Source organism: Mycolicibacterium arseniciresistens, assembly GCF_030519285.1.
In the GTDB taxonomy this organism is placed as follows: Bacteria; Actinomycetota; Actinomycetes; order Mycobacteriales; family Mycobacteriaceae; genus Mycobacterium; species Mycobacterium arseniciresistens.
This window is the reverse complement of sequence record NZ_JAUMSQ010000012.1, coordinates 1-14,047: the sequence shown is the minus strand read 5'-3', so window position 1 is coordinate 14,047 and position 14,047 is coordinate 1. Positions and strand designations below refer to the sequence as shown.

General features: G+C 69.6%; 13 protein-coding genes, 2 tRNA genes and 1 pseudogene. 6 read left to right on the top strand and 10 right to left on the bottom strand.

Going from position 1 to position 14,047, the window contains the following annotated elements; all coding sequences use genetic code 11:
• Positions 1–120: pseudogene (locus Q2100_RS03355) on the top strand (IclR family transcriptional regulator); the annotation flags it as partial.
• A gap of 67 nt (positions 121–187) precedes the next feature.
• Here Q2100_RS03355 and Q2100_RS03350 read toward each other — a convergent pair.
• From Q2100_RS03350 to Q2100_RS03335, 4 genes are all read right to left on the bottom strand, one after another.
• Positions 188–263 (bottom strand) — tRNA-Glu (locus tag Q2100_RS03350).
• Positions 264–327: 64 nt separating this feature from the next.
• Positions 328–399, bottom strand: a tRNA-Gln gene (locus Q2100_RS03345).
• Between the two features lie 116 nt (positions 400–515).
• Positions 516–1,988 (bottom strand): glutamate--tRNA ligase, encoded by a 1,473-nt coding sequence (gene gltX, locus Q2100_RS03340; RefSeq protein WP_302912860.1) that lies wholly within the window; start codon positions 1,986–1,988, stop codon positions 516–518.
• On the bottom strand, positions 1,988–2,770 hold the full coding sequence (locus Q2100_RS03335) for a fumarylacetoacetate hydrolase family protein (RefSeq protein ID WP_264011940.1): 783 nt from the start codon (positions 2,768–2,770) through the stop codon (positions 1,988–1,990). The genes gltX and Q2100_RS03335 overlap by 1 nt, the downstream gene beginning before the upstream one ends.
• Between Q2100_RS03335 and Q2100_RS03330 the strand changes: the two genes are divergently transcribed.
• The 3 genes from Q2100_RS03330 (at position 2,669) to Q2100_RS03320 (ending at position 5,113) form a co-directional block, all read left to right on the top strand.
• Entirely contained in the window at positions 2,669–4,078 is a 1,410-nt protein-coding gene (locus Q2100_RS03330; protein ID WP_328518104.1) for an MFS transporter, read from the top strand. The genes Q2100_RS03335 and Q2100_RS03330 overlap by 102 nt on opposite strands.
• Before the next feature lie 107 nt (positions 4,079–4,185).
• Positions 4,186–4,689, top strand: a complete 504-nt coding sequence (locus Q2100_RS03325; protein ID WP_302912858.1) for a pyridoxamine 5'-phosphate oxidase family protein — start codon at positions 4,186–4,188, stop codon at positions 4,687–4,689.
• Positions 4,679–5,113 carry a hypothetical protein gene (locus Q2100_RS03320; RefSeq protein ID WP_302912857.1) on the top strand — a complete coding sequence of 145 codons (435 nt, stop codon included), beginning with the start codon at positions 4,679–4,681 and terminating at the stop codon, positions 5,111–5,113. Before Q2100_RS03325 ends, Q2100_RS03320 begins: the two co-directional genes overlap by 11 nt.
• Here the strand turns inward: Q2100_RS03320 and Q2100_RS03315 are convergent.
• Positions 5,110–6,120 carry a 3-isopropylmalate dehydrogenase gene (locus Q2100_RS03315; RefSeq protein ID WP_302912856.1) on the bottom strand — a complete coding sequence of 337 codons (1,011 nt, stop codon included), beginning with the start codon at positions 6,118–6,120 and terminating at the stop codon, positions 5,110–5,112. The two genes, Q2100_RS03320 and Q2100_RS03315, sit on opposite strands and share 4 nt — an antisense overlap.
• The gene (gene serA / locus Q2100_RS03310; protein WP_302912855.1) at positions 6,117–7,703 is read right to left on the bottom strand and encodes a phosphoglycerate dehydrogenase; all 1,587 of its coding nucleotides are present in this window, start codon (positions 7,701–7,703) and stop codon (positions 6,117–6,119) included. The genes Q2100_RS03315 and serA overlap by 4 nt, the downstream gene beginning before the upstream one ends.
• A gap of 30 nt (positions 7,704–7,733) precedes the next feature.
• On the opposite strand from serA, the gene Q2100_RS03305 reads away from it, so the two are divergent.
• Positions 7,734–9,203, top strand: a complete 1,470-nt coding sequence (locus tag Q2100_RS03305) for a phytoene desaturase family protein (protein WP_302912854.1) — start codon at positions 7,734–7,736, stop codon at positions 9,201–9,203.
• A gap of 88 nt (positions 9,204–9,291) precedes the next feature.
• Here Q2100_RS03305 and ilvC read toward each other — a convergent pair whose 3' ends face one another.
• From ilvC to Q2100_RS03290, 3 genes are read right to left on the bottom strand one after another with little or no spacing between them, the layout of a single operon-like run.
• Entirely contained in the window at positions 9,292–10,293 is a 1,002-nt protein-coding gene (gene ilvC / locus Q2100_RS03300) for a ketol-acid reductoisomerase (RefSeq protein WP_264012246.1), read from the bottom strand.
• Between the two features lie 58 nt (positions 10,294–10,351).
• On the bottom strand, positions 10,352–10,858 hold the full coding sequence (gene ilvN, locus Q2100_RS03295) for an acetolactate synthase small subunit (RefSeq protein ID WP_302471747.1): 507 nt from the start codon (positions 10,856–10,858) through the stop codon (positions 10,352–10,354).
• Positions 10,858–12,729, bottom strand: coding sequence for an acetolactate synthase large subunit (locus Q2100_RS03290; RefSeq protein ID WP_302912853.1), 1,872 nt, complete (start codon positions 12,727–12,729; stop codon positions 10,858–10,860). Before Q2100_RS03290 ends, ilvN begins: the two co-directional genes overlap by 1 nt.
• Before the next feature lie 335 nt (positions 12,730–13,064).
• Between Q2100_RS03290 and Q2100_RS03285 the strand changes: the two genes are divergently transcribed.
• A complete protein-coding gene (locus Q2100_RS03285) occupies positions 13,065–13,406 on the top strand; it encodes a PH domain-containing protein (RefSeq protein WP_264012248.1) in 342 nt (113 codons plus the stop codon).
• Positions 13,407–13,409: 3 nt separating this feature from the next.
• Here Q2100_RS03285 and Q2100_RS03280 read toward each other — a convergent pair.
• Positions 13,410–14,047: DoxX family protein (locus tag Q2100_RS03280; protein ID WP_302912852.1), on the bottom strand; the 638-nt coding region annotated here is incomplete at its 5' end.

Sequence of the window (14,047 nt, the reverse complement as noted above, 5' to 3'; positions counted from 1 at the left end):
GGCGCGGTGGTGGCCGCGGTGTCGGTGTCGGGACCCATCGACCGGATGGGCCGCCGCCCCGGTGCACGCTGGGCCGCCGATCTGGTGGCGGCGGCGGAGGCCCTCACCCGCCGGCTGTGACGAGGGTCGCAGTCGCGCCCGGGAGAACGAGAAACGCCCGCCTCGAGCGAGGCGGGCGATCGATTTCTGGTACCCCCGATGGGATTCGAACCCACGCTACCGCCGTGAGAGGGCGGCGTCCTAGGCCGCTAGACGACGGGGGCTAGAACAAATTCCGGAGAGCCAGCATAGCTCAGGCGACATGCCTGACCTAATCTCCGGGTGCAGCTGGGGTACCAGGACTCGAACCTAGAATGGCGGTACCAGAAACCGCTGTGTTGCCAATTACACCATACCCCATGGGCTACTCGTCACCGCAGGTCACGAGCGCTTTCGGCCCTACCGGCAGCGGCTCGTCGCCGCCGCCCGTGTTTGTGGGCCGACAGGCAGACTACCAAAGATTTCACGACGACTTTTCACGCCTGGGGTGTCTCGGCCGCCGCGCGCTGCCGACCGGCGCGCAACCGCCGCAGGCTGCGGTCACGGCCGAGCAGTTCCAGCGACTCGAACAGCGGGGGGCTGATGGTCGCACCGGTGATCGCCACCCGGATCGGGCCGAACGCCTTACGCGGCTTGAGCTCGAGGCCGTCGATCAGTGCCGCCTTCAGCGCCTCCTCGATCGCCGTAGTCGTCCACTCCTCGACACCCTCCAGGGCGGTCGCCGCGGCGTCGAGCACGGCCACCGCTTCCGAGCGCAGTTCCTTGGCCGCGGACTTCTCGTCGAGCGCGAACGCGGAGTCGTCGAGGAACTTCAACAGCTCCCATGCGTCGCCGAGCACGACGATGCGCGTCTGCACCAGCCGGGCGGCCTCGGCGAACTGCCGCTCGTCGAGGCCGGTGTCGTGACCGTGGGTGGAGAAGAAGTCGCGCAGCCGGACGGTGAACTCATCCTCGCTGAGCAACCGGAGGTGCTCGGCGTTGAGGGCGTCGGCCTTCTTCTGGTCGAAGCGTGCCGGATTGGAGTTGACGTCGGCGACGTCGAACGCGGCCACCATCTCGTCGAGGCTGAACACGTCGTGGTCGTCGGCGATCCCCCACCCCAGGAGCGCCAGGTAGTTGAGCAGGCCCTCCGGGATGAAGCCCCGCTCCCGGTGCAGGAACAGGTTCGACTGCGGATCCCGCTTGGACAGCTTCTTGTTGCCGTCACCGAGAACGCTCGGCAGATGCCCGAATTCGGGCACCCGCTCGGCCACGCCGATCCGGATCAGCGCCTCGTACAAGGCGATCTGGCGCGGCGTCGAGGACATGATGTCCTCGCCGCGCAGCACATGGGTGATCTTCATCAACGCGTCGTCGACCGGATTGACCAAGGTGTACAACGGATCGCCGCTGGCGCGGGTGAGCGCGAAATCCGGAACGGAGCCCGCAGGGAAGGTCGTCTCGCCGCGCACGAGATCGCGCCACGTGAGGTCGTGGTCGGGCATCTTGAGCCGGATCACCGGCCTGCGCCCGTCGGCGAGGTAGGCCGCCCGCTGCTCGTCGGTCAGGTCGCGATCGAAGTTGTCGTAGCCCAGCTTCGGATTGCGCCCGGCAGCCACGTGCCGGGCCTCGACCTCCTCGGGAGTCGAGAACGCCTCGTAGGCCTCGCCGGCCGCGAGCAGACGGTCCACCACGTCGCGGTGGATGTCGCGGCGCTGCGACTGCCGGTAGGGCGCGTACGGCCCGCCGATGTCGGGACCCTCGTCGTAGTCGAGCCCCAGCCAGGACAGCGCGTCCAGCAGGGCCAGATAGCTCTCCTCGCTGTCGCGTTCGGCGTCGGTGTCCTCGAGACGGAAGACGAATGCGCCCCCGGTGTGGCGGGCGTAGGCCCAGTTGAACAGGGCGGTGCGGATGAGGCCGACGTGCGGCGTTCCCGTCGGCGAGGGGCAGAACCGGACTCGGACCGTCATCACTTGCCCTTCCGCACAACGGGATTGGTGAGCGTGCCGATGCCCTCCACCGTGATGCTGACGGTATCGCCGTCCTCCAGCGGGCCGACCCCCTCCGGCGTGCCGGTGAGGATGACGTCACCCGGCAGCAGGGTCATCACCGCCGACACCCACTCGATGATGGCCCCGATGTCGTGGATCATCAGCGACGTCCGGCTGTGCTGGCGCAACTGCCCGTTGACCTCGGTGCGCAGATCCAGGTCGGTGGGGTCGAGGTCGGTGACGATCCACGGCCCGAGCGGGCAGAAGGTGTCATGGCCCTTGGCGCGCGTCCACTGACCGTCCTGCTTCTGCTGATCCCGGGCTGACACGTCGTTGGCGATCGTGTAGCCGAGGATGTTCTCGGCGGCGCGGGCGGCGGGGACGTCCTTGCACGGCCGGCCGATCACCACCGCCAGTTCCCCTTCGTGGTGTACCGGATTGGCGCCGGCCGGCAGCTGGATCGGGACGCGCGGACCGATGATCGACGTGTTCGGCTTGAGGAAGATGATCGGATCCGGGAAGTCGCCGCCGCCCATCTCCTCGATGTGGGCGGCGTAGTTCTTGCCCATGCACACCACCTTGCTGGCCAGGATCGGCGCCAGCAGGCGGACGTCGGCCAGTGGCCAGGACCGCCCGGTGAACGTCGGAGTGCCGAACGGATGTTCGGCGATCTCCTTGGCGACGGCCGTCGGATCGTCGGGAGGGCCTTCGACACTGACGAAGGCGACACCGTCTGGGCTGGCGATTCGACCGAGGCGCATCAGCACAGCCTAGTGGCCGCCGGGCGGCGACCGACGGCGGACTCCCCGCCGACGGCGTCCCATACTCTGAGACAGAAGTTCTGCAGCGTGAGACACGTGTGCCACGATGTCCGCATGGCCACGGCGGCGATCGGCACCCTGCGACGCTGGTCGATGCTGGCCATCGCGCTCACCGCCACGTTGTGCGCCAACGTGTTCATCAACGGGGCGGCGTTCCTCATCCCCACCCTGCACTCCGACCGCGGACTCGACCTGGCGGTGGCCGGCCTGCTGTCGTCCATGCCGAGCTTCGGGATGGTGGTCACGCTGATCGCCTGGGGCTACGTGGTCGACCGGGTCGGCGAGCGGTTCGTGCTCACCGTCGGTTCGGCGCTGACCGCGGCCGCCGCCTTCGCCGCGGCAGCCGCCGACTCCCTGATCCTGGTGGGCGCATTGCTGTTCCTCGGCGGCATGGCCGCTGCGAGCAGCAATTCGGCCAGCGGCCGGCTGGTGGTGGGCTGGTTCCCCCCACAGCAGCGCGGGATGGTGATGGGCATCCGGCAGACCGCCACGCCACTGGGCGTCGGGCTCGGCGCGCTGGTCATCCCACGGCTGGCCGAGTCGTACGGTGTGGGGACCGCGCTGTTGTTCCCCGCGGTGGTGTGTGCGGTCGCGGCGTTGATCTGCGTGGCGGGCGTGCTGGATCCGCCGCGGCCGCCGCGTGCGGAGGCGCCGGCCGCGGATCTGGCCAACCCGTACCGGGGCGCGGCCGTGCTGTGGCGGATCCACGCCGTCTCGGTGCTGCTGGTGGTGCCGCAGGCGGTGGTGTCGACGTTCACCCTGGTGTGGCTGATGACCGATCGCGGATGGTCGGCGGTGTCGGCCGGGACACTGGTGACCGTCGCCCAACTCCTGGGTGCGGGTGGACGTGTCGCCGCCGGCTACTGGTCCGACAGGGTGCGTCACCGGCTCCGGCCGATCCGGTCGATCGCACTGGCCGCCGCCGCCACGATGGCGCTGCTCGCGCTGACCGATGCGCTCGGCTCACCGGTCAGCGTCGCGCTGATGGTGGCGGCGTCGGTGATCACCGTCTCCGACAACGGGCTGGCCTTCACCGCGATCGCCGAGATCGCCGGGCCCTTCTGGAGCGGGCGTGCCCTCGGCGCGCAGAACACCAGCCAGCACCTGGCGTCCGCGGCCGCTGCGCCGTTGTTCGGCGGGCTGATCGGGATCGCCGGCTATCCGGCGGCATTCGCGGTGTGCGCCGTGCTGCCGCTCATCGCCCTGCCCCTGGTCCCGGTCGACATCGAGACCCCGTCGGACACCTGAGCGACGACACCGGCGTCGACCCGTTACGCCGCAACTCCCACCTTGACGTCGTGAATGTTTCCGGCGGAAACGCATTCGCCGGCCCGGCGCGGAGTTACAGTCGGCCCGTGCCCACCGCCGCACTCGACATCATCGACAGGTACTTCACCTGCGAGTTCACCACGCTCGGTCGCGGCGGCGCGCCCCAGACCTGGCCGGTGTCGCCGCGTCTGCTCACCGACGGCCGCTTCCTGGTCGCCACGAGCATCGGGTTGCCGCAGAAGGCGTTCAACATCCGCCGCGACCCGCGGGTCAGCATGCTGTTCTCCGAGCCGGCCGGCAGCGGGGTCGCCACACCGGGCGCCGTGCTGATCCAGGGCGACGCCGTCGCCGACGACGCCGTCGTCACCTCGTTCACCGATCCCGATTTCGCCGCCCTGATGCGGACGGTCGCCGCACGCCAACCCGCCGGGGCGATCTGGCACTCGCAGGTGGGCAGGCGGGTGTTCTGGTCGTACTACATGCGCATCCTGATGCATGTCACGCCGCGACGGGCACTGTACTGGCCGGACCGCGACTTCACCTCCGCGCCAAACGAACTCGATCTCGCCGAGGTGCGCCGTGTGGACTGAGGCGGCTAAGGCGCTGAGCCGGTACGAGGAAGCCGTCCTCACCGCGATCGACGCGCAGGGCTATCCGTTCAGCATCCGCGTCCGCACCGCCGACTACGACGCGACCACCGGGCTGCTCAGCGCGGAGCTGCCCGCCGCCGTGGCGCCGGTCGCCGGCCCGGCGAACCTGCTGTGCCACTTCCACGACGAGAAGATGTGGAACATCCGATCGGTCCACGTCCGCGGCCGGCTCGAGCACCGCGGCGACGCATGGGACTTCGTCAGCACCGCGTTCACCGCGCCCTCGCGGCTGGCCCCGATCGCCATGATCAGGAACGCGAACGCCTCGGCACGGCGGTATCTCGCCCGGCGCGGCCTGAGCCGCCCGGCCGTCGACTGGGCCGCGGTGAAGGAGATCTCGCGCCGGGCGCGACAGCAGCGCTAGAGGTTCGCCGCGATCCGGTCGCCGATCTGGGTGGTGGACAACTTCTCGTCACCACGGGTGGCGAGGTGCTGCTCCACCGCACGGTCGACGCGCGCCGCCGCGGCGTCCTCGCCGATGTGGGACAGCAGCAGCGCCACCGACATGACGGCCGCCGTCGGGTCGGCGATGCCCTGCCCCGCGATGTCCGGCGCGCTGCCGTGCACCGGTTCGAACATCGACGGATTGGTGCGCGTGGCGTCGATGTTGCCGCTGGCCGCCAGGCCGATCCCACCGGAGACGGCGGCCGCGAGGTCGGTGATGATGTCGCCGAACAGGTTGTCGGTGACGATCACGTCGAACCGGCCCGGATCGGTCACCATGTGGATGGTGGCGGCGTCGATGTGCTGATAGGCGGTCTCGACTTCGGGGAACTCGCGACCGACCTCGGCGACCGTGCGCGCCCACAGCGTGCCCGCATACGTCAGGACGTTCGTCTTGTGCACCAGCGTCAGGTGCTTGCGCCGCTTGGCCGCTCGCGCGAACGCGTCGCGCACCACCCGTTCGACACCGAACGCGGTGTTCAGGCTGACCTCGGTGGCGACCTCGTGCGGGGTCCCGACGCGGATCGCGCCGCCGGTGCCGGTGTACGGCCCCTCGGTTCCTTCGCGCACCACCACGAAGTCGATCGCCGGGTCGCCGGCCAGCGGGCTGGTGACGCCGGGCAACAGCCGGGACGGCCGCAGGTTGACGTGGTGGTCGAGCTGAAAGCGCAGTGTCAGCAGTAGCCCGCGTTCCAGCACGCCGCTGGGCACCGACGGATCACCGATCGCACCGAGCAGGATCGCATCGTGGCCGCGCAACTCGTCGACCACACCGTCGGGCAGCGTCTCCCCCGTGGCGTGATAGCGCCGCGCGCCGAGGTCGTACTCGGTGCGCTCGACGCCCGGCAGCACGACGTCGAGCACCTTGAGTGCCTCGGCGATGACCTCGGGTCCGATGCCGTCGCCGGCGATCACGGCGAGCTTCACGACAGGTCGACCAGTTCCAGCGTCGATGCGTTCACGTCGCGGCCGATGCCGGCCAGCACGTCGTCGGGAACCTGCCGGTCGAGCCGCAACATGATGGTCGCGCCGTCGCCGTCGGCGTCCTGGGAGAGCTGCGCGGCCAGGATGTTCACCGCGGCGCCGCCGAGCAGGGTGCCGATCTTGCCCAGTGCGCCCGGCTGGTCGTCGTAGTTGATGATCAGGTTCACGCCCTCGGCGCGCAGATCCAGGTTGCGACCGTTGACCTGCACGATCTTTTCGACCAGCTGCGGCCCGGACAGCGTGCCCGAGACGTTGACGGTCGAGCCGTCGGCGGCCACGGCGCGCACGTCGACGACGCTGCGGTGATTGGGGCTCTCGCTCTCGGTGTCGATGCTCGCCTCGACGCCACGCTCGGCGGCCAGGGCGGGGGCGTTGACGAACGTCACCTGATCCTCGATCACCGCGGAGAACAGGCCGCGCAGCGCGGACAGCCGCAGCACCCCGACGTCCTCGGATGCCAGCTCACCGCGCACCTGGACGCACAGGTTGGTCGGCAGTTCCGCGGACAGCGCCCCGACCAGCACGCCCAGCTTGCGGACCAGGTCCAGCCACGGCGCCACCTCCTCGCCGACGGTGCCGCCCCCGACGTTCACGGCGTCCGGCACGAACTCGCCGGCCAGCGCGAGCCGCACACTGGCCGCGACGTCGGTGCCTGCCCGGTCCTGTGCCTCTGCGGTCGATGCGCCGAGGTGCGGTGTGACGACGACCTGCGGCAGCTCGAACAGCGGGCTGTCGGTGCACGGTTCGGTCGCGAAGACGTCCAGACCCGCACCGCGGATGTGTCCGCTGGTGATTGCGTCGGCGAGCGCCTGCTCGTCGATCAGCCCGCCGCGCGCGGCGTTGACGATGATGGCGCCCGGCTTGATCTTGGCCAGTGCGTCCTTGCCGAACAGGCCCGCGGTCTCCTTCGTCTTCGGCAGGTGCACCGAGATGAAGTCGGCCCGGCCGAGCAGTTCGTCGAGGGAGAGCAGTTCGATGCCCAGCTGCGCAGCCCGCGCGGACGACACGTAGGGGTCATAGGCGGTGATGTGCGCACCGAACGCCGCGAGCCGCTGGGCCACCAGCTGCCCGATGCGGCCGAGTCCGACGACACCGACGGTCTTGCCGAAGATCTCGGTGCCCGAGAACGACGAGCGCTTCCACGTGTGCTGGCGCAGCGTGGCGTCGGCGGCGGGGATCTGCCGAGCCGTGGCGAGCAGCAGCGCAAGTGCGTGTTCTGCGGCGCTGTGGATGTTGGACGTCGGCGCGTTGACCACGAGCACACCGCGCGCGGTGGCGGCGTCGACGTCGACGTTGTCCAGGCCGACACCGGCCCGGGCGACGATCTTGAGCTTGGGCGCGGCGGCCAGCACCTCGGCGTCGACGGTCGTCGCCGAACGCACCAGCAGCGCGTCGGCGTCCGGCACCGCGGCCAGCAGTTTCGGGCGGTCCGGGCCGTCCACCCAGCGGACTTCCACCTGGTCACCGAGGGCGGCGACGGTCGACTCGGCGAGTTTGTCGGCGATCAATACAACGGGCAGGCTCACGCGGACAGCGTAGTGGGCTGTAATGGGCCAATGAACATCACGGTGGTCGGCAGCGGACCCAACGGGCTCGCCGCGGCCGTGGTCTGCGCCCGCGCGGGACTGTCCGTGCAGGTACTGGAGGCGCAGCCGACCTTCGGCGGCGGGGCGCGCAGCGCCGCCGACCCCGAGTTCGACGGCATCCTGCACGACGTGTGCTCGGCGGTGCACCCGCTGGCGCTCGGATCGCCGTTCTTCGCCGAGTTCGACCTGCGGGCGCGCGGCGTCCGGTTCGGCGTGCCCGAGATCTCCTACGCCAACCCGTTGGCGGGGCGGCCCGCGGCGATCGCCTACCGCGATCTCGACCGCACGTGCGACGAGTTGTCCGACGGTGCGTCGTGGCGGCGGTTGCTCGGTCCGCTGGTGGAGCACGAGGACACGGTGCTGGGGTTCATGTTGGGCGACAAGCGCTCCCTGCCCCGGGACCTCCTCAACGTGACGAGGCTCGGCCTGCGGATCCTCGAGCAGGGCACGCGGGCGTGGAACCTGCTGCTGCACGGCGACGATGCTCAGGCGTTGCTGACGGGCGTTGCCGCGCATGCCATCTCGCGACCACCCTCGCTGGCGTCGTCCGGTGCCGGGATGATGCTCAGCATGCTGGCCCACACCGAGGGCTGGCCCATCCCGATCGGCGGAACGCAGGCGATCACCGACGCCCTGATCGCCGACCTGCGCGCCCACGGCGGCGAGATCCACTCCGACAGTGCGGTGACCACTCCGCCGTCGGGAGTCGTGCTGTACGACACCGCCCCGACCGCCCTGATGCCGATCTACCGGGAACGCGTTCCGTCCCGATACGCCAGGCAGCTCATGCGCTACCGCTTCGGGCCCGGCGCGGCGAAAGTGGACTTCGTCCTGTCCGGTGACGTGCCGTGGTCCGACGAGCGTCTGGCCGATGCGCCGACGCTGCACCTGGGCGGCAGCCGCGGCGAGATGGCCCGGGCCGAGATCGAGGCCGCCGAGGGGCGGCACGCCGCGCGACCGATGATCCTCGCCGCGCTCCCCCACCTCGTCGACCCCGCCCGCATGGACGACGCCGGGTGGCGCCCCATGTGGACCTACGCACACGTTCCCGCCGGGTCGACGGTGGACCAGACCGAGGCCGTCACCGCCTCGATCGAACGGTTCGCGCCCGGCTTCCGGGACATCGTCGTCGCCGCGCGCAGCGTCCCCGCCGCCGAGATGCCGCGTCACAACGCGAATTACGTGGGCGGCGACATCACCGTCGGTGGCGCCGACGTGTTCAAGGCGGTGCTGGGGCCGACACCGAGGCTCGATCCGTGGGCGACACCCATCGACAAGGTCTACCTGTGCTCGTCGGCCACGCCGCCGGGCGCAGGCGTTCACGGGATGGCGGGGTACTACGCGGCACGCTCCGTGCTGCGCCGCGAGTTCGGCATCCGCGAGATGCCGAGCCTCGCCCCCGAGGGCTTGGTGACATCGGGCGGTCACGACCGGCCCTAGGGTCGCGCGCTGCTCGGAAACGCCGTGCGCTGAGACGACTTCGGCGCGCCCACCTCGGGTGAGGTGGACGCGCCGAAAGCGTGGTTCGTCAGGCGGTTTCGGTGATCGGGCGGTCGACCCAGCTCATCAGGTCACGCAGCTTCTTGCCGGTGACCTCGATCGGGTGCTCGGCGTTCTGCTTGCGCAGGCCCTCGAGCTCCTTGTTGCCGCCCTCGACGTTGGCGACGAGCTTCTTGACGAAGGTGCCGTCCTGGATCTCCGAGAGGATCTGCTCCATCCGCTTCTTGGTGTCGGCGTCGATGACCCGCGGTCCGGACAGGTAGCCGCCGAACTCGGCGGTGTCGGACACCGAGTAGTTCATCCGCGCGATGCCGCCCTCGTAGATCAGGTCGACGATCAGCTTCAGCTCGTGCAGCACCTCGAAGTAGGCCAGTTCCGGCGCGTACCCCGCCTCGACCATCACCTCGAAGCCGGTCTTGATGAGTTCCTCGGTGCCGCCGCACAGCACGGCCTGCTCACCGAACAGGTCGGTCTCGGTCTCGTCCTTGAACGTCGTCTTGATGACGCCGGCCCGGGTGCCGCCGATGCCCTTGGCGTAGGACAGCACGAGCGCCTCGCCCTCGCCCTTGGGATCCTGCTCCACGGCGACCAGGCACGGAACGCCCTTGCCGTCGACGAACTGACGGCGCACCAGGTGGCCGGGCCCCTTGGGCGCCACCATGCCGATGGTCACGTTGGCGGGCGGCTTGATCAGGTCGAAGTGGATGTTCAGGCCGTGTCCGAAGAACAGCGCATTGCCGTCCTCGAGGTTCGGCTCGATGTCGTTGGTGAAGATGTCGGCCTGCGCGGTGTCGGGAGCCAGCAGCATGATCACGTCAGCCCACTTGGCGACCTCGGCGGGGGTGTCGACCTCGAGCCCCTGCTCGGTCACCTTGTCGCGGGACTTCGAGCCCTCCTTGAGACCGACCTTCACCTGCACGCCGGAGTCGCGGAGGCTCAGCGAGTGGGCATGGCCCTGGCTGCCGTAGCCGATGACGCCGACCTTGCGTCCCTGGATGACGGACAGATCCGCATCGCCGTCGTAGAACATCTCAACTGCCACTGGTGATATTTCCTTGTCTTCCGAGCGTTTTCGCTTGTTTCAGGGGTTACTTGGCGGTGCCGATGCCGCGGGGACCGCGGGACAACGACACCACACCGGACTGGACGATCTCGCGGATACCGTACGGCTCGAGCACCCGCAGCAGCGCCTCGAGCTTTCCCGGCGTGCCGGTGGCCTCGACGGTCAGCGACTCGTTGGAGACGTCGACGACCTTGGCGCGGAACAGGTTCACCGCCTCGATGACCTGACCGCGGGTGGTGGCGTCGGCGCGCACCTTGATCAGCGCCAGTTCCCGCGAGACCGAATTGTCGGCGTCCTGCTCGACGATCTTGATCACGTTGATCAGCTTGTTGAGCTGTTTGGTGATCTGCTCGAGCGGGAGCAGCTCCTCGACGCTGACCACGATCGTCATCCGGGACATGTCCTTCTGCTCCGTCGCGCCGACGGCCAGGGACTCGATGTTGTAGCCGCGCCGCGAGAACAGCGCCGCGACACGGGCGAGCACACCGGGCTTGTCCTCGACGAGCACCGACAGCGTGTGCGTGGTGGTCATCAGGCGTGCCCCTCTTCGTTGTCGTCGAACAGCGGACGGATGTTGTGGGCGGCCATGATCTGGTCATTGCTGGTGCCGGCGGCCACCATCGGCCACACCTGCGCGTCGGCGCCGACGGTGAAGTCGATGACCACCGGCCGGTCGTTGATCGCGCGGGCCTGGTTGATGACGTCCTCGACGTCTTCGGCACGCTCGCACCGCAACCCGACACAGCCGAGCGCGTCGGCCAGCTTCACGAAGTCCGGGATCCGGCGCGAGTGGGTGCCCAGATCCGTCTGGCTGTACCGCTCCTCGTAGAACAGCGTCTGCCACTGGCGCACCATGCCGAGGTTGCCGTTGTTGATCACCGCGACCTTGATCGGGATGCCCTCGACCGCACAGGTCGCCAGCTCCTGGTTGGTCATCTGGAAGCAGCCGTCACCGTCGATGGCCCACACCTCCGCCTCCGGCCGGCCCATCTTGGCGCCCATCGCCGCCGGGACGGCGAAGCCCATGGTGCCCAGGCCGCCCGAGTTGAGCCACGTCCGCGGGTTCTCGTAGGAGATGAACTGCGCGGCCCACATCTGGTGCTGCCCGACGCCCGCCACATAGATCGCATCGGGGCCGGCCAGCTTGCCCAGCGACTCGATCACGTACTCCGGCGACAGGCTGCCGTCGCTCTGCGGGCCGTAGCTCAGCGGATACGTCGACTGGACGCCGCGCAGGTACTCCCACCAGGTGTCGATCTGCTGTTCCTGCCCGCCGGTGTCCCTTCGCAGCACCTCCAGCAGGTCGGCGATCACGGCCTTGACGTCACCCACGATCGGGACGTCGGCGTGCCGGTTCTTGCCGATCTCCGCCGGATCGATGTCGGCGTGGATGACCTTCGCCTCGGGCGCGAAGGAGTCCAGCTGCCCGGTCACCCGGTCGTCGAAGCGGGTGCCCAGCGCGATCAGCAGGTCGCTGCGCTGCAGCGCGGCCACCGCGGAGACGGTGCCGTGCATGCCCGGCATGCCGAGGTTCTGCGGGTGGCTGTCGGGGAACGCGCCACGGGCCATCAGCGTGGTCACCACCGGGATGCCGGTCAGCTCGGCCAGGTCCAGCAGTTCCTGGCTGGCGTTGCCGCGGATCACGCCGCCGCCGACGTACAGCACCGGCTTGCGGGCGGCCGCGATCAGCTTCGCCGCCTCCCGCACCTGGCGGCTGTGCGGTTTGGTGTTCGGCTTGTAGCCGGGCAGGTCCATCTGCGGCGGCCAGGAGAAGGTGCACTTGCCCTGCAGGATGTCCTTGGGGATGTCGACCAGCACGGCGCCCGGCCGTCCGGACGACGCGATGTGGAACGCCTCGGCGATCACCCGCGGGATGTCGTCACCGTTGCGGACCAGGAAGTTGTGCTTGGTGATCGGCATCGTGATGCCGGAGATGTCGGCCTCCTGGAAGGCGTCGGTGCCGATCAGCGCACGGCCGACCTGACCGGTGATCGCCACCACCGGGATGGAGTCCATCTGCGCGTCGGCCAGCGGCGTCACCAGGTTGGTGGCTCCGGGGCCCGACGTGGCCATGCACACGCCGACCCGTCCGGTGGCGTGGGCGTAGCCGCTGGCGGCGTGGCCTGCGCCCTGCTCGTGGCGCACCAGCACATGGCGAAGCTTCTGCGAGTCGAACAGCGGGTCGTAGACGGGCAGCACCGCCCCGCCCGGGATGCCGAAGATCGTGTCGACGTCGAGTTCCTCGAGCGACCGGATCACCGCCTGGGCACCGGTGACTTCGTGCGGCGCAATTCGCTTGGGCTGCACGGTCTTCGGGCTGGTGGACTTGACAGCGGACACGGCATCGCCGCTGGGCGGCGCGGTGGCGGCCCGTTCCGGTGGTCGCGTGGTCGGTGCGCTCACTTCGTCCTCTTGAATCTCGTTGTTGTCGGTTTCACTTCGGCGCCCTTGAAGCAACAAAAAACCCCCGTCAGCAGGGCTGCTGTACGAGGGTTGGCGCGTCGATGCTGGTGGCTATGCCCAAGTGAGGGCCAGCGCGGCATCAACGCGCCAACCAATTACTACGAGCAAGCCCTTTCGCATAACACATGACGGTAGCCTCCGCACAGGTCACAGGTCAAATTCCGGCGCCCCCGGTCCGGCCCGCCGCGGCCCCTTCGGCGCAGTGCCAGAATGGGAACGTGACCACGCCCTCCGCATCCACGCCGCCGGCTCCGGTCGTCATCCGGATCTCGCCGATGGCGCACCTTGCGGTCGGATTCTTCGCGTTCGCACTGCTCGCGATCGTGATGAGCACCCCGCCGGTGTCGGCCGTTCTGTTCGTACTCCCGATCGCACTGTCGGCGTTGATCATTCGCTACCGCACCGTCGCCGACCAGGACAGCGTCACCGCGCGCCGGGCATTCGGCAGCACCACCGTCGCCTGGTCGGACATCGAGGGCCTGCAGTTCGGCAAGGGCGCCTGGGCGTCGGCGCGCCTGACCGACGGTTCCGAATTGCGGCTGCCGGCCGTCACATTCGCGACACTGCCCCAGCTGACGGAGATCAGCGCGGGCCGGGTGCCCAACCCGTACGCGTAGCCGTCAGGCCAGCGGGTTGGCGCCGTTGAGCAGCACCCACAGGCCGATACCCGCCCCGGCGCCCAGCAGCAGCGCGACGAACGAGCCGACGAACGGCCTGCGTGCCCAGGCGCGACCGGCGTCGAACCCGTACCGCCCCGGACCGGCCAGGATGACCGCGACGACCGCGGCGAGCACGAACACCCGGTACTCGTGGCCGTCGGTGAGGAACGCGGACAACCTGGCTTCCTCGTGGGCGACGACCGCCTCGGCGAGCACCCCGTTGATCAGATACGCCAGCGCGCCCGCGGCGGCCACCGGGGTGAACAGGCCGAGCACCAGCAGCACCCCGGCGGCGATCTGGCCGATGGTGGCCACATAGGTCAGCACGCCGGCGTGCTGGAAGCCCAGTTCGGTCAGCGTCGTCTCGAACCCGCCGAGGCCGGGACCGCCCCACCACCCGAACGCCTTCTGCAGGCCGTGCGAGATCAGCAGCGCGCCGACCGCCACCCGGAGCACGAGCAGGCCGAGGTCCTGGGTGCCGCGCCGGCCCGCGGCCCGGACCCGGTCCTCGGCGATGGGGTCGACGTCGATCTCGGCCGGCTCGGCGGAGTACGGCGCCATCGCATGGCGCCCGCTGGGCTGGACGTACGGCAGTGGTT

Bases quoted from the DNA above. Each gene is read 5' to 3' on its own strand.
- gltX (WP_302912860.1), bottom strand. From the start codon at position 1,988: ATGACGGTCCGAGTCCGGTTCTGCCCCTCGCCGACGGGAACGCCGCAC.
- Q2100_RS03330 (WP_328518104.1), top strand. From the start codon at position 2,669: ATGTTCGGCGATCTCCTTGGCGACGGCCGTCGGATCGTCGGGAGGGCC.
- Q2100_RS03335 (WP_264011940.1), bottom strand. From the start codon at position 2,770: ATGCGCCTCGGTCGAATCGCCAGCCCAGACGGTGTCGCCTTCGTCAGT.
- Q2100_RS03305 (WP_302912854.1), top strand. From the start codon at position 7,734: ATGAACATCACGGTGGTCGGCAGCGGACCCAACGGGCTCGCCGCGGCC.
- ilvC (WP_264012246.1), bottom strand. From the start codon at position 10,293: ATGTTCTACGACGGCGATGCGGATCTGTCCGTCATCCAGGGACGCAAG.
- ilvN (WP_302471747.1), bottom strand. From the start codon at position 10,858: ATGACCACCACGCACACGCTGTCGGTGCTCGTCGAGGACAAGCCCGGT.
- Q2100_RS03285 (WP_264012248.1), top strand. From the start codon at position 13,065: ATGGCGCACCTTGCGGTCGGATTCTTCGCGTTCGCACTGCTCGCGATC.